This window comes from Blastococcus jejuensis (assembly GCF_039534705.1).
Classification (GTDB): Bacteria; Actinomycetota; Actinomycetes; order Mycobacteriales; family Geodermatophilaceae; genus Blastococcus_B; species Blastococcus_B jejuensis.
In genome coordinates this window covers 277,077-296,894 of record NZ_BAAAVV010000001.1, presented here as the reverse complement: position 1 = coordinate 296,894, position 19,818 = coordinate 277,077, and the positions used below count along the sequence as shown (strand labels likewise).

General features: G+C 74.6%; 21 protein-coding genes. 16 read left to right on the top strand and 5 right to left on the bottom strand.

All coding sequences use genetic code 11. The annotated features are described in order from the left end of the window. The first annotated feature begins 87 nt into the window (after nucleotides 1-87). Genes glmS through ABD644_RS01330 form a run of 6 tightly spaced genes read left to right on the top strand, consistent with a single transcriptional unit; the run spans nucleotide 88 to nucleotide 6,641 of the window. Nucleotides 88-1,965, top strand: a complete 1,878-nt coding sequence (gene glmS / locus ABD644_RS01355; protein ID WP_344686683.1) for a glutamine--fructose-6-phosphate transaminase (isomerizing) — start codon at nucleotides 88-90, stop codon at nucleotides 1,963-1,965. Nucleotides 1,966-2,014: 49 nt separating this feature from the next. Further along, the gene (locus ABD644_RS01350) at nucleotides 2,015-2,446 is read left to right on the top strand and encodes a hypothetical protein (RefSeq protein WP_344686682.1); all 432 of its coding nucleotides are present in this window, start codon (nucleotides 2,015-2,017) and stop codon (nucleotides 2,444-2,446) included. A 34-nt stretch (nucleotides 2,447-2,480) separates the two neighbouring features. Continuing rightward, entirely contained in the window at nucleotides 2,481-2,873 is a 393-nt protein-coding gene (locus ABD644_RS01345) for a holo-ACP synthase (RefSeq protein WP_344686681.1), read from the top strand. Beyond that, nucleotides 2,870-4,327: an NAD(P)H-hydrate dehydratase gene (locus ABD644_RS01340; protein WP_344686680.1), complete on the top strand. Its 1,458-nt coding sequence runs from the start codon at nucleotides 2,870-2,872 to the stop codon at nucleotides 4,325-4,327. The genes ABD644_RS01345 and ABD644_RS01340 overlap by 4 nt, the downstream gene beginning before the upstream one ends. Beyond that, entirely contained in the window at nucleotides 4,324-5,463 is a 1,140-nt protein-coding gene (gene alr / locus ABD644_RS01335) for an alanine racemase (RefSeq protein WP_344686679.1), read from the top strand. Before ABD644_RS01340 ends, alr begins: the two co-directional genes overlap by 4 nt. Further along, nucleotides 5,463-6,641 carry an alpha/beta fold hydrolase gene (locus tag ABD644_RS01330; protein WP_344686678.1) on the top strand — a complete coding sequence of 393 codons (1,179 nt, stop codon included), beginning with the start codon at nucleotides 5,463-5,465 and terminating at the stop codon, nucleotides 6,639-6,641. Before alr ends, ABD644_RS01330 begins: the two co-directional genes overlap by 1 nt. On the opposite strand, the gene ABD644_RS01325 is transcribed toward ABD644_RS01330, so the two are convergent. Beyond that, complete coding sequence (locus ABD644_RS01325) at nucleotides 6,638-7,306, bottom strand: TIGR04222 domain-containing membrane protein (RefSeq protein ID WP_344686677.1); 669 nt, start codon at nucleotides 7,304-7,306, stop codon at nucleotides 6,638-6,640. The genes ABD644_RS01330 and ABD644_RS01325 overlap by 4 nt on opposite strands. Nucleotides 7,307-7,367: 61 nt before the next feature. Between ABD644_RS01325 and ABD644_RS01320 the strand changes: the two genes are divergently transcribed. From ABD644_RS01320 to tsaD, 6 genes are all read left to right on the top strand, one after another. Continuing rightward, nucleotides 7,368-7,997 carry a uracil-DNA glycosylase gene (locus ABD644_RS01320; protein WP_344686676.1) on the top strand — a complete coding sequence of 210 codons (630 nt, stop codon included), beginning with the start codon at nucleotides 7,368-7,370 and terminating at the stop codon, nucleotides 7,995-7,997. Then, nucleotides 7,994-8,440 carry a tRNA (adenosine(37)-N6)-threonylcarbamoyltransferase complex ATPase subunit type 1 TsaE gene (tsaE, locus tag ABD644_RS01315; protein WP_344686675.1) on the top strand — a complete coding sequence of 149 codons (447 nt, stop codon included), beginning with the start codon at nucleotides 7,994-7,996 and terminating at the stop codon, nucleotides 8,438-8,440. Before ABD644_RS01320 ends, tsaE begins: the two co-directional genes overlap by 4 nt. An 8-nt stretch (nucleotides 8,441-8,448) precedes the next feature. Continuing rightward, entirely contained in the window at nucleotides 8,449-8,970 is a 522-nt protein-coding gene (locus ABD644_RS01310; protein ID WP_344686674.1) for a GNAT family N-acetyltransferase, read from the top strand. 11 nt (nucleotides 8,971-8,981) lie between these two features. After that, entirely contained in the window at nucleotides 8,982-9,620 is a 639-nt protein-coding gene (tsaB, locus tag ABD644_RS01305; protein WP_344686673.1) for a tRNA (adenosine(37)-N6)-threonylcarbamoyltransferase complex dimerization subunit type 1 TsaB, read from the top strand. Continuing rightward, nucleotides 9,617-10,072, top strand: coding sequence for a ribosomal protein S18-alanine N-acetyltransferase (gene rimI, locus ABD644_RS01300; RefSeq protein WP_344686672.1), 456 nt, complete (start codon nucleotides 9,617-9,619; stop codon nucleotides 10,070-10,072). The genes tsaB and rimI overlap by 4 nt, the downstream gene beginning before the upstream one ends. 70 nt (nucleotides 10,073-10,142) lie before the next feature. Continuing rightward, nucleotides 10,143-11,180: a tRNA (adenosine(37)-N6)-threonylcarbamoyltransferase complex transferase subunit TsaD gene (tsaD, locus tag ABD644_RS01295; protein ID WP_344686671.1), complete on the top strand. Its 1,038-nt coding sequence runs from the start codon at nucleotides 10,143-10,145 to the stop codon at nucleotides 11,178-11,180. A gap of 68 nt (nucleotides 11,181-11,248) precedes the next feature. Here the strand turns inward: tsaD and ABD644_RS01290 are convergent, their stop codons facing one another. Together ABD644_RS01290 and ABD644_RS01285 are read right to left on the bottom strand one after the other, a co-directional pair. After that, entirely contained in the window at nucleotides 11,249-12,451 is a 1,203-nt protein-coding gene (locus ABD644_RS01290; RefSeq protein WP_344686670.1) for a class I SAM-dependent methyltransferase, read from the bottom strand. Beyond that, nucleotides 12,448-13,791 carry a hypothetical protein gene (locus ABD644_RS01285; RefSeq protein WP_344686669.1) on the bottom strand — a complete coding sequence of 448 codons (1,344 nt, stop codon included), beginning with the start codon at nucleotides 13,789-13,791 and terminating at the stop codon, nucleotides 12,448-12,450. Before ABD644_RS01285 ends, ABD644_RS01290 begins: the two co-directional genes overlap by 4 nt. Before the next feature lie 198 nt (nucleotides 13,792-13,989). On the opposite strand from ABD644_RS01285, the gene groES reads away from it, so the two are divergent. Together groES and groL are read left to right on the top strand one after the other, a co-directional pair. Next, a complete protein-coding gene (gene groES, locus ABD644_RS01280) occupies nucleotides 13,990-14,298 on the top strand; it encodes a co-chaperone GroES (RefSeq protein WP_344686668.1) in 309 nt (102 codons plus the stop codon). 114 nt (nucleotides 14,299-14,412) lie between these two features. Beyond that, complete coding sequence (groL, locus tag ABD644_RS01275) at nucleotides 14,413-16,059, top strand: chaperonin GroEL (RefSeq protein ID WP_344686667.1); 1,647 nt, start codon at nucleotides 14,413-14,415, stop codon at nucleotides 16,057-16,059. Nucleotides 16,060-16,221: 162 nt separating this feature from the next. Here groL and ABD644_RS01270 read toward each other — a convergent pair whose 3' ends face one another. Then, on the bottom strand, nucleotides 16,222-16,521 hold the full coding sequence (locus ABD644_RS01270; RefSeq protein ID WP_246982601.1) for a WhiB family transcriptional regulator: 300 nt from the start codon (nucleotides 16,519-16,521) through the stop codon (nucleotides 16,222-16,224). Between the two features lie 363 nt (nucleotides 16,522-16,884). On the opposite strand from ABD644_RS01270, the gene ABD644_RS01265 reads away from it, so the two are divergent. Beyond that, nucleotides 16,885-17,595: a response regulator transcription factor gene (locus ABD644_RS01265; protein ID WP_425547347.1), complete on the top strand. Its 711-nt coding sequence runs from the start codon at nucleotides 16,885-16,887 to the stop codon at nucleotides 17,593-17,595. Between the two features lie 157 nt (nucleotides 17,596-17,752). Here ABD644_RS01265 and ABD644_RS01260 read toward each other — a convergent pair whose 3' ends face one another. Then, on the bottom strand, nucleotides 17,753-18,148 hold the full coding sequence (locus tag ABD644_RS01260) for a DUF5319 family protein (RefSeq protein WP_344686666.1): 396 nt from the start codon (nucleotides 18,146-18,148) through the stop codon (nucleotides 17,753-17,755). A gap of 120 nt (nucleotides 18,149-18,268) precedes the next feature. Here ABD644_RS01260 and guaB point away from each other — a divergent pair, with 120 nt between their 5' ends. After that, nucleotides 18,269-19,786, top strand: coding sequence for an IMP dehydrogenase (gene guaB / locus ABD644_RS01255; protein WP_344686665.1), 1,518 nt, complete (start codon nucleotides 18,269-18,271; stop codon nucleotides 19,784-19,786). Nucleotides 19,787-19,818: the final 32 nt, after the last annotated feature.

Here is a 19,818-nt window from a genome sequence, read left to right as displayed (position 1 = left end):
ACGGCCGTTGGTCGCGGTTGTCGCCCGGAGGGCGACGGTGCGGTCATTCGGCCGTACGGAAAGTAGCCCGCAGGTACTCTTGGCCGAATGTGCGGCATCGTGGGTTACGTCGGCCCAAAGGACGCCCGTGAGGTCGTCATCGAAGGCCTCCGCCGGCTGGAGTACCGCGGGTACGACTCCGCGGGTGTCGCCGTCCTCGCCGACGGCGAGCTGAGCACCGCCAAGAAGGCCGGCAAGCTGGCCAACCTGGAGAAGGTGCTGGCCGAGCACCCGCTCCCGATGGCCACGATCGGCATCGGCCACACCCGCTGGGCCACCCACGGCGGGCCGACCGACCGCAATGCCCACCCGCACCTGTCGGCCGACGGCTCGGTGGCCGTGATCCACAACGGGATCATCGAGAACTTCGCCGAGCTGCGCGCCGAGATCGAGGCGACGGGCGTGGAGTTCGCGTCCGAGACCGACACCGAGGTCGTCGCCCACCTGCTGGCCGCCGTCTACGCCGAGACCCCGGCCGGTGAGGGCCGGCTGGCCGAGGCCATGCGCCGGGTCTGCCGCCGTCTCGAGGGCGCCTTCACCCTGGTCGCAACCCATGCCACCGAGCCCGACACCCTGGTCGCGTCCCGCCGCAGCAGCCCGCTGGTGGTCGGCGTCGGAGAGACAGCCGACGGTACTGCTGAGTATTTCCTGGGGTCCGACGTCGCCGCGTTCATCGCGCACACCCGCGAGGCCCGCGAGCTCGGCCAGGACCAGGTCGTCGAGATCGACCGGACCCGGGGCCTCACCGTCACCGACTTCGACGGTGCCCCGGTCGAGCCGACCGCCTACACCGTCGACTGGGACGCCGCCGCCGCCGAGAAGGGCGGCTACGACTGGTTCATGCTCAAGGAGATCGCCGAGCAGCCGCAGGCGGTCGCCGACACCCTGCTCGGCCGGTTGGGCCGCCACGGGGAGCTCGTGCTCGACGAGGTGCGCCTGTCGGACCAGGAGCTGCGCGACGTCGACAAGATCTTCGTCGTCGCCTGCGGCACGGCCTACCACGCGGGACTGATCGCGAAGTACGCGATCGAGCACTGGACCCGGATCCCCGTCGAGGTCGAGGTGGCCAGCGAGTTCCGCTACCGCGACCCGGTGCTCGACCGCTCCACGCTGGTCGTCGTCATCAGCCAGTCCGGCGAGACGATGGACACCCTCATGGCGTTGCGGCACGCCCGCGAGCAGAAGGCGCGCGTGCTGGCGATCTGCAACGCCAACGGCTCGACCATCCCGCGCGAGTCCGACGCGGTGCTCTACACGCACGCCGGACCGGAGGTCGCGGTCGCCTCGACCAAGGGCTTCCTCACCCAGCTGGTCGCCTGCTACCTGGTCGGGCTCTTCCTCGCCCAGGTGCGCGGGATGAAGTACGAGGACGAGGTGGCCTCGATCGTCGCCGACCTGCGCCGCCTGCCCGAGGCCGTCGCCGAGGTGCTCGCCGGCATGGAGCCGGTGCGCGAGCTGGCCCGGTCGCTGGCCGACCAGGACAAGATGCTGTTCCTCGGCCGGCACGTGGGCTTCCCGGTGGCGCTCGAAGGCGCGCTGAAGCTCAAGGAGCTGGCCTACATCCACGCCGAGGGCTTCGCCGCCGGCGAGCTCAAGCACGGCCCGATCGCCGTGATCGACGAGGGGACGCCGGTCGTCGTCGTCGTCCCGTCGCCCCGCAGCCGCGAGTCGGTGCACGGCAAGGTCGTCTCCAACATCCAGGAGGTGCGCGCCCGCGGGGCCCGCACGATCGTCATCGCCGAGGACGGCGACGAAGCCGTCGTCCCCTACGCCGACCACGTGATCCGGGTGCCGCGCACGCCGACGCTGTTGGCGCCGGTGGTCACCACCGTGCCGCTGCAGGTGCTGGCCTGCGAGATCGCGGCCACCCGGGGTCTCGACGTCGACCAGCCGCGCAACCTGGCGAAGTCCGTCACCGTCGAGTGACCGCGGCGGTCGGCTGAACGCTGGTCGGAGGCTTCGCATCGACGGTGACATGGGTCGTCCGTCGGACGGGGACGTGCTCGCGCGGGCGGGAGCTGGGAGCGCGGGTCGCGTCCTGGTGCGCGATGACCTCGGTCGGGTGTGCGTCGCGGTCGTTGACACCAACGGCGACGAGGCCTTCGTCGTCGCCGTCGTCCTCCACCTGGACGACGACGGCGTGTGGCGCGAGTCGGAGTGGAACAGCGCCGCGGTCCTCGGACGGGGGTGGCTCGACGGTGTGGCGTACGCCTACGGCCGGACCGCCTCCGCTTCCACCGTGCGGATCGGTGTCGGTGATGCCGTCCGGCAGGTGCCGGTGAACGGACCCGGGTGGTGGTGCTTCATGGCAGAGGCCCCACAGAGCGAGCGGCTCGATCTCACCGCCGTGCCCCATCCGTTCCCCGATGCGCCTCCTGATCAGGGTCCTCCGCGCATCGCCGGCTGAGGCGGCTCCGCCGGCGGCACGGCAGACTGACCGGGTGATCATCGGGGTCGGGATCGATGTCGTGCCGGTCGAGCGCTTCGCGGAGTCGCTCACCCGCACGCCGGGGCTGCGCGACCGGCTGTTCACCGAGGCCGAGCAGCACACGCCGTCGGGGACGCTGCGCACGGGGGAGTCCCTCGCCGCGCGGTTCGCGGCCAAGGAGGCCCTGGCCAAGGCGCTCGGTGCCCCCGGTGACCTGTACTGGCACGACGCGGAGGTGACCGTCGGCGAGCACGGCCGCCCGCACCTGGAGGTGCGCGGGACCGTCGCCGGCCGCGCGGCGCAGCTGGGCGTCACCTCGTGGCACATCTCGCTGAGCCACGACGGCGGCATGGCCTCGGCGGTCGTCGTCGCGGAGGGCGTCCTGCGCACCGACGAGACCGCATGATCGGTCTTTACACGGCCGAGGAGGTCCGCGCCGCCGAGGAGCCGCTGCTCGCCACCGGCCCCGAGGGCGCGCTGATGCAGCAGGCCGCCACCGGGCTGGCCACCGTCTGCGCGCGCCTGCTCGACGACGTGTACGGGCGCCGGGTCGTGCTGCTGGTCGGCACCGGCAACAACGGCGGCGACGCCCTGCACGCCGGCGCCTTCCTCGCCCGCCGCGGCGCTCGGGTGACCGCGGTCCTGCTCGACCCCGAGCGGGCGCACCCCGCCGGGCTCGCCGCACTGAGGCGCGCCGGTGGTCGAGTGGGCACCGGCGCCGACGCGATCGCCCGGGCAGACCTCGTCCTCGACGGGATGCTCGGGATCGGTGGCCGGGGCGGGCTCCGGCCGGAGGCGGCGGAGCTGGCCCGCGCGGCCGCGGACGGGGCGGGGATCACCATCGCCGTCGACGTCCCCAGTGGGGTCGACGCCTCGACCGGCGCCGTCGACGGCCCGGCGTTCCCGGCCATGCACACGGTGACCTTCGGCGCGGTCAAGCTCGGGCTGGTCGTGGGGGAGGGCCGCGGGTACGCGGGCGAGGTGCACCTGGTCGACATCGGGCTGGGCGCACACCTGCCGACGCCGAGCGCCTGGCGGTTCACCGACGCCGACGCCGCCGCCCGGCTGGCCCTGCCCGCGCCCGACGACGACAAGTACTCGCAGGGGGTCGTCGGGATCGTCGCCGGCTCGGCCACCTATCCCGGTGCCGGGGTGCTGTGCACCGGGGCGGCGCTGCGGACCCGGCCGGGCCTCGTGCGCTACGCGGGGACGGCGGCCGGCGGCGTCCGCGCCGCCTGGCCCGAGGCGATCGTCACCGAGGGCCGGCCGGGCGACGCGGGGCGGGTGCAGTCCTGGGTGGTCGGGCCCGGCATGGGCACCGACGACGACGCCCGCAGCGTGCTGGCCGAGGTGCTGGCCACCGACCTGCCGGTGATCGTCGACGCCGACGGGCTGACGATGCTCGCGGAGCAGCAGGACCTGGTCCGCGCCCGCCGTGCGGCCACGGTCCTCACGCCCCACGACCGGGAGTTCGCCCGTTTCGGCACCGAGCCCGGCGGGGACCGGGTCGCCGCGGCCCGTGACCTGGCGGCCGACCTGGGCTGCGTCGTCCTGCTGAAGGGCGATGCCACCGTCGTGGCCGACGCCGACGGGACGGCGTTCGTCAACGGCACGGGCACCCCCTGGCTGGCCACGGCCGGCACCGGCGACGTCCTGTCGGGCATCACCGGCGCCCTGCTCGCCACCGGGCTGCCCGGGGTCGAGGCGGCGGCGGCCGCCGCGCACCTGCACGGCCGCGCCGGGCAGCTGGCCGCCGAGCGGGGCCCCTTGATCGCCGGTGACCTGGTGCGCCGGCTGCCCGACGCGATCCAGCGGGTGCGCGGGGTTCCGCACTCCGGGCTGGGACACTGGGAGGCGTGACGCAGCCGCCGGCCCGGGCCGAGATCGTCGTCGACCTCGACGCCATCGCCGCCAACACCGCCGTCCTGCGCGAGCGCGTGGGCCGGCCGCTGATGGCGGTGGTCAAGGCCGACGGGTACGGGCACGGCCTCGTGCCGGCCGCCCGGGCGGTCCTCGCCGGTGGCGCGGACTCGCTGGGGGTCGCCGTCCTCGGGGAGGCCCTGGCCCTGCGCGCCGCCGGCGTCACGGCCCCGCTGCTGGCCTGGCTGCACGCCCCCGGAACGGACTTCGCCGCCGCGCTCGCCGCCGACGTCGAGGTGTCGGTGAACGCGGAGTGGGGGCTCGACGAGGTGCTCGCCGCCGTGCGGGCGACCGGGCGGCCCGCGCGGGTGCACCTGTGCGCCGACACCGGCCTGTCGCGGGAGGGCGCGAGCCCGGCGGACTGGCCCGGCCTGGTGACCGCCGCCGCGCGCGCCCACGCCGACGGCGAGGTCGCCGTCGTCGGGCTGTGGAGCCACATGGCGTACGCCGACGCACCCACCCACCCCACGATCGGCGCGCAGGTCCGCGTCTTCGAGGAGGCGGTCGCGCTGGCGCGCGGGGCCGGCCTGACCGACGCGCGGCTGCATCTGGCCAACTCGGCCGCGACCATCGCCCTGCCCGAGACCTGGTACGACTTCGTCCGCCCCGGGGTCGCCCTCTACGGGCTCGACCCGCTCGGTGGCGACGCCGCCGACCACGGGCTGCGGCCGGCGATGACCGTGCGGGCCGCCGTCGCCCTGACCAAGCGCGTGCCGGCCGGGGCGGGCGTCTCCTACGGCCACACCTACACGACGCAGGCCGAGACGACGCTGGCCCTGGTGCCGGTCGGGTACGCCGACGGGGTGCCCCGGGCCGCGGGCAACCGCGCGCCGGTGCTGGCGGGCGGCGCCCGGCGGACCATCGCCGGGCGGGTCTGCATGGACCAGTTCGTGCTGGACGTCGGCGACGCCACCATCGCCGCCGGGGACGAGGTCGTGCTCTGGGGAGCCGGTGACCGGGGCGAGCCGACGGCGCAGGACTGGGCCGACGCCGTCGACACCATCCACTACGAGCTGGTGACCCGCGTCGGTGGCCGCTTCAGCCGCCGCTACGTCGGATCGGCGGGCGCGGTTTGATGGCCCGGAAGAAGGCAGCGCACGGTCGCGGGCACACCGCGGGCATCGTCGGCGCGGTCATCGGCCTGGCCGCGGCCGGGACGGCGGCCGGGGTCGCGGTGAGCCGGATCGCGGCCCGCCGCGTCCGCGCCTCCCAGCTCGGCGACGCCGGCGAGCTGGCGGCCGAGCTGGTCGCCGCGCACCTGCGCGAGGACGACCCGCTCGGCACCGCCTCCCGCAAGGCCGACCGGAGCGCGACCGTCCAGGCCGACGACGGCGTGCTCCTGCACGTCGAGGAGATCGGGCCCCGCGACGCCGGCCTCACGGTCGTCTTCGTGCACGGCTACACGCTGTCGATGGCCTCGTGGACGTTCCAGCGGCGCGCCCTCGCCGCGGAGCTGGCCACCGCCAACGGCCACCGGCCCGACGTGCGGCTGGTCTTCTACGACCAGCGCGGGCACGGTGCCTCGGGGCGCGGGGCGGCGGAGCGGTCCACCATCGAGCAGCTCGCCCGCGACCTGGACGCCGTGCTGGAGGCCCGGGCTCCCCGCGGCCGGGTGGTCCTCGTCGGCCACTCCATGGGCGGCATGACGATCATGGGGCTGGCGTCGCTGCGGCCGGAGCTGTTCGGTTCGCGGGTCGCGGCGGCGGCGCTGATCTCCACCTCCAGCGGCAACCTCGCCGACCTCAGCTTCGGGCTGCCCGAGCTGCTGACCCGCGTCCGGGCGGCCTTCTTCCCGGTGGCGGCGTGGACGATGCGCCGCCGGCCGGCCTTCGCGGAGCGCACCCGGCGCCTCGCCGCCGACCTGGTCTCCGCCGTGACCCACTCGCTGTCCTTCGCCTCCACCGACGTCCCGCCGGCGCTGGGGCACTACGTGGACTCGATGATCGGGGGCACCCCGGTCGACGTGATCGCCGAGTTCTACCCGGCGCTGGCCGGCCTGGACGAGACCGGCTCGCTGGAGCCGTTGCGCGTCGTGCCGACGCTGGTGCTCACCGGCGACAAGGACAAGATGATCCCCAAGGAGCACAGCGCGCTGATCATGGAGCGGTTGGGGCGGGCGGGGGACAGCAGAGCGACGTACATCGAGGTCCCGGACGCCGGCCACATGGTGCTGCTGGAGAAGCCCGAGGACGTGACCGCCGCACTCACCGCACTGCTGCGCACGGTGGGTGCCGGGACCTCGCCCCGCCGCTAGAACGGTCCCGGGCTGTCGAGGATGTCGATGCCGACGTAGGCGCCGGCGGTCCCGGTGGCGCGGGCCCGGAGGGCGGCCAGCTGCGGGTCGCTGTGGTCGATGTCGTGCCGGGAACGCCGGCGGTTCACGTGCAGGGTCGTGTCCAGGGGCTCGAAGATCTCCGCCCGCTGCCGGGCGTCGGTCATCGCCACCCGTCCGCCCAGTGCCACCCGCAGCGCCTCCGGGTCGCCCAGCGCAGGATGCTCGCCCAGCTCGCGCAGCGCCCGCTGCCCCGCGCGGGTGGGGGCGAGGGTGCGCCGGTCACCGTGCAGGACCGAGACGGCGGCGCCGAGCCGACCGAGCAGCCCGGCCTTCCGCAGCCGGCGCCCGACGTCGAGGAGTCGCTCGTCCTCGCGCAGCCGCCACCGGATCGTGTCGACCGAGCGGTGCCCGGTCGGTCCGACGGCGTCGAGGACGGCGGCCTCGACCGGATGCCGCCGGGAGAGGTCGCACGTGGCCAGCTGGCCGGGGGAGTGCACCCGGATCCGCCGGCTGCGGACCAGCGCGACGACCGCGGTGTCGACCGTCCGGTCCAGGCCTCCGGCGAGGAAGGCGATGTCGTAGACGTCGAGGTGGGGTGAAGTCATGACCGGTCCCCTTCTCCGCGCAACGAGCGCTGCTGGCACACGGTCCCACCGGCAGCAGCACGACGGAAGAGGCCGACGGGCCCGCCGTTAGGGTGCGGGAGTGGTCGCTCCCCGTCCGCCCCGGCCGGACGCCCCCGCCGTCGAGGTGGCCCGCGTCGCTGCCGCGGCGCCCGACTGGGAGACCCTCGCCGCCGCCGCGCGTCCGTGCGTCGCCTGCCCGGAACTGGCCGCCACCCGGCAGCACGTCGTCGTCGGCGACGTCCCCCTGACCGGTCGGCCCCGCTTCGCGCTGGTGGGCGAGGCCCCGGGTGCGTCGGAGGACGAGACGGGACGTCCTTTCGTCGGGAGGTCGGGCGCGCTGTTGGACCTGCTGCTCGCCGAGGCCGGGCTGTCGCGCGCGGAGGCCGCCGTCCTCAACGTCGTGAAGTGCCGGCCGCCGGGCAACCGGACACCGCGTGCCCCCGAGGTCGCCCGCTGCAGCGGGTGGCTGCGCCGCCAGCTGGAGCTCCTCGACCCGCCCGTCGTCGTCGCGCTCGGGCTGTCGGCGGCCAAGTGGTTCCTCGGTCCGCGGACCGTCCTCGCCCAGGTGCGCGGCCGACCGCACCCGCTCGGGGGTCGGGCGGTGTGGGCGACCTACCACCCGTCGGCGGCGATCCGGTTCGGCCCGAACGGCGCCCCGCGCGCCGGGTTGCTCGCCGACCTCACCGCCGTGGCCGGGACGCTGCCGTGAAGCGCGAGCACGAGCTCCCCACCCCCGCGGACACCCACGCCCTCGGGGTCGCGCTCGCCGGGCTGTTCCGGCCCGGCGACCTCGTCGTGCTCGTCGGCCCGTTGGGGGCGGGCAAGACGGCCCTGACCCAGGGCATCGGGGTCGGTCTGGGCGTCGGCGAGCCGGTCACCTCACCCACGTTCGTCATCGCGAGGGTGCACCACGGCGGACGCGTGCCGCTGGTGCACGTCGACGCCTACCGCCTGGGCAGCGTGGCCGACGTCGACGACCTGGACCTCGACGCGTCGGCCGCGGACTCGGTCACCGTCGTCGAGTGGGGGCAGGGGCTGGTCGAGCAGCTCGCCGACGAGCACCTGGAGGTGCGGCTGGACCGCCGGGACGACGACGTCCGGACGGCTCAGCTGATCCCGCACGGCTCGGGCTGGGTCGAGCGGCTGGGATGACACCCCGCGTGCAGCTCGTCCCGCTGGACGCCGCCGTCCTGGACGCGCTCGCAGCGGGGGACGAGGCCGCGGCCCGGCGGCTCGCACCCGTGCCGCTCACGCCGTGGCTGACCGGGCCCGAGTGCCGGCGGACCTGGGCGATGCGCGCCCGGCAGGTGGCCGGCGACCCCGGAGCGGCGGGCTGGATCACCCGCGTCGTCCTGGATGCCGACCGCGGCCTGGCCGTGGGCCGGGGCGGCTTCCACGGGCCGCCGGACGCCGACGGCATGGTCGAGGTCGGCTACGCGATCGATCCGCGCTTCCGGCGGCAGGGATATGCGAGAGCCGTCCTGCGCGCGCTGCTCGCGGAGGCCGCCGTCGCGGCCGGGGTGACGACGGTCCGCGCCTCGGTGAGCCCGAACAACGTCGCCTCCCGCGATCTCATCCGCTCCGAGGGCTTCGTCCGGGTCGGGGAGCAGATCGACGACGACGACGGTCTCGAGATCGTCCACGAGCGGACCGTCGGCACCCGCCCGACCGCGCCCGCCTAGGCTGGTCGCTCGTGCTCGTCCTCGCTCTCGACACCGCCACGCCGACCCTCGTCGCCGGGATCGCGCGGTGGACCCCGGACGGGGGCGCCGAGGTGCTCGCCGAGCGCGCCGTCCCGTCGGGCACCAAGCACGCCGAGCTGCTCACCCCGGCCATCACCGCGGTGCTCGCCGACGCCGGCCTGGCCATGGCCGACCTGGACGCCGTCGTCACCGGGCTCGGGCCCGGCCCCTTCACCGGCCTGCGGGTCGGGGTGGTCACCGCCGCGGCGATCGCCGACGCCCGCGGCCTGCCCGTCGTCGGGGTCTGCTCCCTCGACGCCGTCGGCACCGGCGCGCGGACCGTCGTCACCGACGCCCGCCGCAAGGAGGTCTACTGGGCCGCCTACGACGCCGACGGCCGCCGCGTGGACGGGCCGGCGGTCGTCCGCCCCGAGGAGCTGGGCCGACCCGGGCCGTACGTCGGCGACCCCGCCTTCGCCGAGCGGCTGGGGGCGCCCGTCGACCGGGCCGAGGTGACGACGGCGGGACTGCTGCGGGCCGCCGGGCCACAGCTGGCCGACCCGTCGTCGGCCGGCCCCCTGCTGCCGCTCTACCTGCGCCGTCCCGACGCCACCCCGCCGACCACCATCAAGGCTGTGTCGCAGGCATGACGGTGCTGCTGCGCGCCATGACCGTCGACGACCTGCCGGTGATCATGCGGCTCGAGGAGGACCTCTTCGCGCCCGACACCTGGACGGCGGCGATGTACCGCGACGAGCTGGCCCAGGCCGGCACCCGGCACTACCTGGTGGCGGAGAACGGGTCGGGGGTCGTCGGCTACGGCGGGCTGATCGCCTACGACGACGAGGCGCACATCGCCACGCTCGGGGTGGCCCTCGACCGGCAGGGGGAGGGGCTCGGCTCGCTGCTGCTCGATGCGCTGCTCGCCGAGTCCGACCGGCGGGGCGTCCCGATGGTGCTGCTCGAGGTCCGCGCCGACAACGAGGTGGCGCAGGGCCTCTACCGGCGGCGGGGGTTCACCGAGATCGGCCGGCGGCGCCGGTACTACCAGCCCAGCGGCACGGACGCCGTGGTGATGCGGCGGGAGCGGACAGGGGCGTGAGCATCGCAGCGAGGAACGAGCGAGGAGCGGGGCGCCCCGCGGGAGCGACCAGGGACAGGGAGACGAGGCCGTGAGCGACGAGCCGTTGGTGCTCGGGTTCGAGACGTCGTGCGACGAGACGGGGGTCGGGCTCGTCCGCGGGCACACGCTGCTCGCCGACGCCCTGGCGACGTCGGTGGCCGAGCACGAGCGGTTCGGCGGCGTCGTCCCCGAGATCGCGTCGCGGGCGCACCTCGAGGCGATGGTGCCGACCGTGCACCGGGCGCTGGCCGACGCCGGGGCCACGATCGACGACGTCGACGCGGTCGCGGTGACCTCCGGGCCGGGGCTGACCGGCGCGCTGCTCGTCGGCGTCGCCGCCGCGAAGGCGTACGCGCTGGCGCTGGGCAAGCCGCTGTACGGCGTCAACCACCTGGCCGCGCACGTCGCCGTCGACGAGCTGCAGCACGGGCCGCTGGCCGAGCCAACGATCGCGCTGCTCGTCTCCGGTGGGCACAGCTCGCTGCTGCTCGTCCCCGACCTGAGCCAGGACGTGCAGTCGCTGGGCCGCACGGTCGACGACGCGGCGGGCGAGGCGTTCGACAAGGTGGCGCGCGTGCTGGGGCTGCCGTTCCCCGGCGGCCCGCCGATCGACCGGGCGGCCCGGGAAGGCGACCCGGCGGCGATCGGCTTCCCGCGCGGACTCACCGGCCCCCGCGACGCGCCCTACGACTTCTCGTTCTCCGGTCTGAAGACCGCCGTCGCCCGGTGGGTCGAGGCGCGGCAGCGGGCGGGGGAGCCGGTGCCGGTCGCCGACGTCGCCGCCTCGTTCCAGGAGGCGGTCGCCGACGTGCTCACCGCCAAGGCGGTGCGCGCCTGCCGCGACCACGGGGTCGACCACCTCGTGCTCGGCGGCGGTGTGGCGGCCAACTCGCGGCTGCGGGCGCTGGCCGAGGAGCGCTGCGCCGCGGCCGGCATCGTGCTGCGCGTGCCGAGCCCGCGCCTGTGCACCGACAACGGCGCGATGGTGGCCGCGCTCGGCTCCCGGCTGGTCTCCGCCGGCATCGCGCCGTCGGACCCGGCGCTGGGCGCCGACAGCTCGCTGCCGATCGAGACGGTGAGCCGCTGACGACCCGGGCGGCCCCGTCCGGAGGCTCACCCCGAGCCTGCGAGGGGTGAGAGGGACGGGGTCCTTCCTCATGCCGTCGCGCACACCAGCACGGTCGGCGCCCCGGCCACCCGGGTGACCACGACGACGGCGGAGGCGCTCCCAGGCCCTCTCAGCTGCCGGGCGAGGGTCTCCGGCTCGATCGGCGAGCCCCGCTTCTTGACCACGACCCGGCCGATCCCGCGCGACCGCAGCAGCGCCCTGAGCTTCTTGAGGTTGAACGGCAGGACGTCGTCGACGCGGTACGAGCTGACCCACGGGGAGGCCACGGCCGCATCGGAGGTCAGGTAGGCGATCGTCGGGTCGACCAGGGTCGCGCCGAGGTCCGCGGCCACCAGTGACACGAGCCCGGAGCGGATGACGGCGGGGTCGGGCTCGTGCAGCCAGCCGCGCACCGGCGCGACGTCGGCCGGTCCCGGGTCGGACTCCGCCGTGAGCTCGCAGATGTCGCCGTCGCGCACGAGGGTCGCGCGGCGCCAGGTGGCCGACGGGCCGCGACCCCAGAGCAGCGCCTCGACGATCGAGCCGCCGACCGACACCCACTCCGCCTCCACGCCGGCGGGGACGCGGTCGTGGTCGAGGCCGGGCGCCACCTTCACCACCACCGTCGGCACCCGGTCCAGCAGCGCCACGACCGTCGACCACGGCGGCGACCAGCGGTCCGGGTCCAGCTGCCGCCGTCCGCCGGCCCGCCGGGCCGGGTCGAGCGTCGCGGCACCGCACCCGGCGACCTCCCCGTCCGCCGCGGCGACCAGGTCGACGACGTCGGCGTCGAGCACCTGGACGCGGTCGGCGACGCCGAGCGCCTCGGCGTTCGCCGTGGTCAGTGCCCGCGCCACCGGGTCGCGGTCGACGGCGACCACCGAAGCCCCGGCCCGGGCCAGCGCGACGGCATCGGTGCCGGCCGCGCACCCGAGGTCGGCGGCCCGCGCCGACCCGCCGGCCAGCAGGCGGGCCGCCCGACGGGCCGCCAGCTCCGGGCGTCCGGCCTGCTCGAGGGCGTCGGCGGTCAGGAACAGACGGTCGGCGTCGGGCCCGAACGCGGGGCGGGCGCGGGCGCGCAGCCGGGCCAGCTCCCAGGCCGGACCGGCGTGGTCGGGACCGGCCTCCGCCCGCAGCCGGGCCAGGCCGGGCAGCAGATCGACGCCGTCGGCCTGGAGCCGAGCGGCCAGCGTCGTGGCCGCCGCACCGTCGTCGGAGCGCAGCCAGCGCAGGTCATCGAGGGACGTCACAGGTCGAGGAACCCGCCGTCGGCCGGTGCGGGCGGGACCTGCCCCGTCGCCAGGTCCTCGCCGAGGTGCAGGCTGGAGTACTCGGGCGGCGTGTGCCGGCCCAGCTCGTCGAACAGCGGCACGCGGCGACGCAGCCGCACGCCGGGACGCGACGCCCAGTCGAACGTGACCTCGACCGTCGTCGACGGCCAGTCGCCGGTCAGCTCGGCCCGGGCGTTGGACATGCCCGTCTCGAACGGCTCGACGACGCCTGCCTCGTCCGCCCAGTAGCGCAGCCAGTAACGGGCGTACGAGCGGAGGTCGGCCGGGGCGGGCCCCTGCGGACGGCAGTACGCCGCCACGTCGACGGAGCCGGCGTCGAGCACCTCGGTGACCGCGCCGGTCCCCGGGTCGACGGCCACCAGCGCCCCGGGGCCCTGCCGGCCGGCGAGCGCCACGTAGAGCCGATCGTGCGTACCGAGCGCGGCGAGCACCGTGCCGGGACCCAGGTCGACGCGCAGGGCCTCGCGACGGCCGGTCGCGTCGTGTCCGGTCGCCACGGCCCGGCGCGGCGTGCTGCCGGAGCCCTCCCAGCCGAGGTGCCAGCTCAGGTCCCCGGACACGTCCGACCGCCGCGCCCCGTACGGCCCGTCGTCCTCGGCGTCGGGGTCGTGCCACAGGAAGGACCAGCCGGGAAGCCGCGGCGACGCGAGCCGGGGCGGCGGCACCGTGCGGTGCGTCGCGGTCGAGACGACCTGCGCCTGGTCGGTCCACGGCACCAGCAGCCACTCGTGCGCGGGCTCCCAGCTCCAGGTGCCCTGGCCGAGGTCCCGCCGCTCGCCCCGCCCGGTGTCGACCTGGATCAGCACCCCGTCGTCCCCACCGAGGACGTCGTGGACGCCGTGCTCGACGACGACCTCGCGGACCTCGCCGCTCGCCGAGGCCGCGAGGAGCCTGCTCGCCGTCCCCCACGGCGGAGGAGCGTCCGCCGCGTCGGCCAGGTCCTGCAGCGGGGGATCCGTGGCCAGCCACGCGCCCCCGGGGCCGGCCGCGGCCAGTCGCCACCGTTCCGGGGTGCCGGTGGTCCGCACGGTGGCGACGACGACCGTGCCGTCCGGTGCCACCCGCGCCGGCGGTCCGAAGCCCGACTGGACCCAGAGGGCATCGCCGTCCGAGAGCGTCCGCCACTCCCTCTCGGACGCGTCGTGCCACGGCGGGACCTGGGGCCAACCGACCAGCCGGTCCAGCTCACCGGTCGCCGGTTCGACGACCGCGGCGACGGGCTGGACCGCATCGATCACCCACAGCTCGCCGGCGACGACCTGCAGGTGAGCCGGGTGGAGGTAGCGCGGTGCCCGCATGTCGCGGACGCTACGTCACCCGCCCCGGGGACCCGGTTGAGCGGCTGGCACTCTCGTGGGTAGAGTGCCAATCGACACGGGCTGACGCCTGACCCCCGCGACGGCAGGTCATCAGAACCCGTGCCACAGCATCAGCACCACCAGCACCACCCCAAGCAATAGCCCCAGCCGTCCGACACCGAAGGGGGCGTCACCGACGTGACGACCGCTACCAAGGTCAACATCAAGCCGCTGGAGGACCGGGTCGTGGTCCAGGCCAACGAGGCCGAGACCACCACCGCCTCCGGTCTGGTCATCCCGGACACCGCCAAGGAGAAGCCCCAGGAGGGCACCGTCGTCGCCGTCGGCCCCGGCCGCATCGACGACAACGGCAACCGCGTCCCGCTCGACGTCTCCGTGGGCGACGTGGTCATCTACTCCAAGTACGGCGGCACCGAGGTCAAGTACGCCGGCGAGGAGTACCTCGTGCTCTCCGCCCGCGACCTGCTCGCCGTCGTGGAGAAGTGACCTCTCTCCACCTCTGAGCACACAGCTCGCAGGCGACCGCCCCGGCGACCCGAACTTCCCGGGTCCCGGGGCGGTCGTCGTCCCACCCCGCACTTTCCTTGGAGAGAGGCCCGCATGGCCAAGATCATCAAGTTCAACGAGGACGCCCGGCGCGCACTCGAGCGCGGCGTCGACAAGCTGGCGGACACGGTCAAGGTGACCCTCGGTCCGCGCGGGCGCAACGTCGTCATCGACAAGAAGTTCGGTGCCCCGACCATCACCAACGACGGCGTCACCATCGCCCGTGAGGTCGAGCTCGACGACCCGTACGAGAACCTCGGCGCGCAGCTGGCCAAGAGCGTCGCCACCAAGACCAATGACGTGGCCGGTGACGGCACGACGACCGCCACGGTGCTGGCGCAGGCCCTGGTGCACGAGGGCATGAGGAACGTCGCCGCCGGTGCCAACCCGCTGGCCCTGGGCCGTGGCATGCGCGCCGCCGTCGACGCGGTGGACGCCGCCCTCGACGCCGCCGCCACCCCGGTCGACGCGCGCGCCGACATCGCCGGCGTCGCCACCATCTCCGCGCAGGACGAGGTGATCGGCGAGCTGATCGGCGAGGCGATGGAGCGCGTCGGCAAGGACGGTGTCATCACCGTCGAGGAGAGCAACACGATGACCACCGAGCTCGAGGTCACCGAGGGTCTCCAGTTCGACAAGGGCTACCTCTCGCCGTACTTCGTGACCGACCAGGAGGCCATGGAGGCCGTCCTGGACGACGCCCTGGTGCTGCTGGTCAGCGGCAAGATCGGCGCTCTGGCCGACCTGCTGCCCCTGCTCGAGAAGGTGCTCGGCACCGGCGGCCAGCCGCTGCTCATCGTCGCCGAGGACGTCGAGGGCGAGGCGCTGTCGACCCTCGTCGTCAACTCCATCCGCAAGACCATCAAGGCCGTGGCCGTGAAGTCGCCGTTCTTCGGTGACCGCCGCAAGGCGTTCATGACCGACCTCGCCGTCGTCACCGGTGGTCAGGTGGTCAGCGAGGACGTCGGTCTCAAGCTCGACCAGGTCGGTCTCGAGGTGCTCGGCACCGCGCGGCGGGTCACGGTCACCAAGGACGCCACCACGATCGTGGACGGCGGCGGGACCACGGACGCCATCGGCGACCGGATCGCCCAGATCCGCCGCGAGATCGAGGCGACGGACTCCGACTGGGACCGCGAGAAGCTCCAGGAGCGCCTCGCCAAGCTCGCCGGTGGCATCGGCGTCATCCGTGTCGGCGCCGCGACCGAGGTGGAGCTCAAGGAGCGCAAGCACCGCATCGAGGACGCCATCGCCGCCACCCGCGCGGCGGTCGAGGAGGGTGTCATCCCCGGCGGCGGTTCCGCCCTGGTGCACGCCGTGACGGCGATCGACGCGCTCGACCTGACCGGTGACGAGCTCACCGGTGCCCGCGTCGTCCGCGCGGCGCTGGACGCCCCGTTGGCCCGGATCGCGGAGAACGCCGGGTTCGAGGGCCGTGTCGTCGTCAGCAAGGTGCGCGAGCTCGGCGTCGGCAACGGCTTCAACGCCGCCACCGGTGAGTTCGGCGACCTGGCCAAGCAGGGCGTCATCGACCCGGTGAAGGTCACGAAGGCCGCGCTGGGCAACGCCGTCTCGATCGCGGCGATGGTGCTCACGACCGACTCGGCGATCGTCGAGAAGCCGGCCGAGGAGGAGCACAACCACGGCGGCGGGCACCACACCCACGGGCACTCGCACGGCGGTCACGGCCACAGCCACTGAGAAAGGACCCCGTCCCCCTCACGCCTCGCTGCGCTCGGCGTGAGCCTCTGGACGGGGCCTGACGCAGAGAGGGCCGGTCCAGCAGACGCTGGACCGGCCCTCTCTCGTACGTCGCTCTGTTCAGCCGCCGGCGCCGCCTGGTCAGGCGCCGGCGACGAGTCCTCAGACCCCCGCGGCGACGGCGGCAGGTTCGGCTGCGATCAGCCGTGCCCGCTCCTCCTCGCTCATGCCACCCCACACCCCGTAGGGCTCCCGCACCGACAGCGCGTGCTTGAGGCACGCATCGATGACCGGGCACCGGGCGCACACCGCCTTGGCCGCGGTCTGCCGCCGGGCCCGAGCCGGCCCGCGCTCACCGTCGGGGTGGAAGAAGAGGGACGTGTTCTCGCCACGGCACGCGCCATGGAGCTGCCAGTCCCAGACCTCGGCGACGGGCGTCGGGAGTCTGCGGATATCAGCCATGTCTCCTCCAGGACTCGGGTGAGCCGGAGGGGGGCTGTCCGGCTGCAGGTGGCCGGTGCCCGTAGCCCCGCATGGTCAAACACGTCGTGATCGCAACTTTTCGGACGAATTTCCTTCCGACCCCTCGTGACGGGTCCCTCACCCCCGGGGGTGAGGGCTCCTGTCGCACACCCCTGGAGTCGATCAAGGTGGTTCTCGGACGTGCCGAATCCGGGAGGGGGAGAACCCGGATTCCGCGCACGACCAGCGCGGAGGTGGGTGTTCCCCGGGTGGGGAGCCCCCGCCCGAGCGACACCCGGCCGGGCGCACCCCGGCAGGTTTCACGACCCGACCGCTCGCGGACGGGTGACCGGAGGAGCTGGCTTGATCGACGACAGGATGCGCGGGCCCGTGAACGGGGCCACCGTCTGGGTGTACGACGAGCGTCGCCGGGTTCGGGACGACGTCGCCTCGCGCCTCGTGGCGCTGCCGTTCGTCGGCCGGGTCGAGGTCGTCGGTGACGGCGCCTCGCTCCTGTCGCGGCTGGCGACCCGTACGCCCGACGTCCTCCTCGTCGGCACCCAGCGTGCCGTCGACACCGGTCTGTCCGCCGCCACCCAGGCGCTGCGCGCCCACCCGGGCCTCAACGTGCTGGTCCTCGGCGCCCCCGACGACGCCGAGAGCGTCCGGGCCGCCGTCGCCTTCGGTGCCCGTGGCTACCTGCGCTGGGACGCCAGCCCGATCGAGATGGGCCTGGGTCTGTCCCGCGTCGGGCTGCGCGCCGACGGGGTCCGCATCCCGCAGCAGCCCGGCGCCGTGCCGGCCTGGAGCGGTGCTGCCCCGCTGGCCGGCTCGGCCCCGACGACGGTGCGGGCCGCGGTGCGCGAGGCCACGCCGACGGTGACGCTGTCGATGCGCGAGATGCAGGTGCTCACCGGCATGAGCCAGGGCAAGAGCAACGCCCAGATCGGGCGCGAGCTCTACCTGTCCGAGGACACCATCAAGACCCACGCCCGGCGGCTGTTCCGCAAGCTCGGCGCCAAGGACCGCGCCGAGGCCGTGGCGACCGGCTTCCGCCGCGGGATGATGACCTGAGGTAGTTCCTGCCTTGTCGCGGCGAGTGGGGCCCGGAGGGTTCCGCGCAGCCGCGACGCAGCGGCTCAACGCCGCAGGGGGACGGCACCTGGCCGCGGTGCGATCCGGAGGATCGCAGTGTCATGGCCCACTCGGCGCGATCAGTGCTTTCTGCTGGTCATTCTTCGCGGGCGTGCTTGCCGCCGCCGTGGCGGCCGCTCGGCTCCTCGTGCTCGGCCATCGCGGCCACGCCGTCGGCATAGCCGCTGGCGTAGTCCCAGCTGACGTAGTCGTCGGGGTCGGGGTCGAACGGGGGCTCGTGCCGGCCGGTCTGGCCCTCGTCGAGCAGCTGGCGCAGGTTCGACTGCATGAGCGCCCAGTCGACGTGGTGCTCCTCGTCGCAGTCGGGGCAGTCGACCACGATGCCCTTGATGCCGGTCGGCTCCAGCAGGGTGCGGAACACCTCGAGCTCGGCCAGGTCGTCGAGGACACCGGCCCGCTCCTCCATCGTCAGCGGAGGCGGTGCGTCGGCTGGCCCGAAATCGGGACCGGAGGCGTCGTCGAACGGAGTCACGGCCCCACGGTAGTGCCCGACGGGGATCACATCGACCGATTCGCGTCGCCGCCTACGATCGGGGGCGCAACCCGCGCGCCCACGAGGGCGGCGGTCCCGTCTCGAAGGGGTGGCGGCTTCATGCAGCCCGACGATCGCGTGTCCGAGCTGCCGGCGAAGTTCGCCCCGCTCGGCCTCACCTACGACGACGTCCTGCTCATCCCCGGTGCCTCCGACGTCGTCCCGGCCGAGGTGGACACCAGCAGCCGGGTCACCCGCTCGATCCGGCTCGCCGTCCCGCTGCTCTCCAGCGCGATGGACACCGTGACCGAGGCGCGCATGGCCATCGCCATGGCCCGTGCCGGCGGCATGGGCGTGCTGCACCGCAACCTGGCCGCCGAGGACCAGGCGGGCCAGGTCGACCTGGTGAAGCGGTCCGAGGCCGGCATGGTCACCAACCCGGTCACCTGCTCCCCGGACAACAGCCTCGCCGAGGTGGACGCGCTCTCGGCCCGCTACCGCATCTCCGGCGCGCCCGTCGTCGACGCCGAGGGCGTCCTCGTCGGCATCGTCACCAACCGGGACATGCGGTTCGAGACCGACCAGCACCGGCTCGTCCGCGACGTGATGACGCCGATGCCGCTGGTCACCGCGCCGGTCGGCGTCGACCCCGACACCGCGCTGGCCCTGCTCTCGCAGCACAAGGTCGAGAAGCTCCCGCTGGTCGACGAGGCCGGCCGGCTGCGCGGGCTGATCACCGTCAAGGACTTCGTCAAGCGCGACCAGTACCCGCACTCCACCAAGGACGACGACGGCCGGCTCGTCGTCGGCGCCGCCGTCGGTGTGGGGGAGGACGCCTACAAGCGCGCCGGGCTGCTGGTCGACGCCGGTGTCGACGTGCTCGTCGTCGACACCGCGCACGGCCACCAGCGGGCCGTGCTGGACATGATCGCCCGGGTGAGGAAGGACTTCGGCGGCGAGGGCGGCGTCCAGGTCATCGGGGGCAACATCGCCACGCGCGCCGGCGCCCAGGCGCTGATCGACGCGGGCGTCGACGCGGTGAAGGTCGGCGTCGGCCCGGGCTCGATCTGCACCACCCGCGTCGTGGCCGGGGTCGGCGTTCCGCAGATCAGCGCCATCCACGAGGCATCCCTCGCCGCGAAGCCGGCCGGGGTGCCGGTCATCGCCGACGGCGGACTGCAGTACTCGGGCGACATCGCCAAGGCCCTGGTCGCCGGGGCCGACACGGTCATGATCGGCGGGCTGTTCGCCGGCGTCGAGGAGGCGCCCGGCGAGCTGATCTTCGTCAACGGCAAGCAGTACAAGTCCTACCGCGGCATGGGGTCGCTGGGCGCGATGCAGAAGCGCGGCAACCAGTCGTTCAGCCGCGATCGCTACTTCGCCGACGACGTCCTCTCCGACGACAAGCTCGTGCCCGAGGGCATCGAGGGCCAGGTGCCCTACCGCGGCCCGCTCGCCGGCGTCGTGCACCAGCTGGTGGGCGGCCTGCGCGCATCGATGGGCTACGCCGGAGCGGCCACGGTCGCCTACCTGCAGGAGCACGGGCAGCTGACCCGGATCACCTCGGCCGGCCTCGTCGAGAGCCACCCGCACGACATCCAGATGACGGTCGAAGCCCCGAACTACCGGGGTCGGTGACCGAGATGACCGTTCGGCCCGAGGCATCCAGT

Bases quoted from the DNA above. Each gene is read 5' to 3' on its own strand.
- glmS (WP_344686683.1), top strand. From the start codon at position 88: ATGTGCGGCATCGTGGGTTACGTCGGCCCAAAGGACGCCCGTGAGGTC.
- ABD644_RS01350 (WP_344686682.1), top strand. From the start codon at position 2,015: ATGGGTCGTCCGTCGGACGGGGACGTGCTCGCGCGGGCGGGAGCTGGG.
- ABD644_RS01340 (WP_344686680.1), top strand. From the start codon at position 2,870: ATGATCGGTCTTTACACGGCCGAGGAGGTCCGCGCCGCCGAGGAGCCG.
- ABD644_RS01330 (WP_344686678.1), top strand. From the start codon at position 5,463: ATGGCCCGGAAGAAGGCAGCGCACGGTCGCGGGCACACCGCGGGCATC.
- rimI (WP_344686672.1), top strand. From the start codon at position 9,617: ATGACGGTGCTGCTGCGCGCCATGACCGTCGACGACCTGCCGGTGATC.
- ABD644_RS01285 (WP_344686669.1), bottom strand. From the start codon at position 13,791: ATGCGGGCACCGCGCTACCTCCACCCGGCTCACCTGCAGGTCGTCGCC.
- groL (WP_344686667.1), top strand. From the start codon at position 14,413: ATGGCCAAGATCATCAAGTTCAACGAGGACGCCCGGCGCGCACTCGAG.
- ABD644_RS01270 (WP_246982601.1), bottom strand. From the start codon at position 16,521: ATGGCTGATATCCGCAGACTCCCGACGCCCGTCGCCGAGGTCTGGGAC.
- guaB (WP_344686665.1), top strand. From the start codon at position 18,269: ATGCAGCCCGACGATCGCGTGTCCGAGCTGCCGGCGAAGTTCGCCCCG.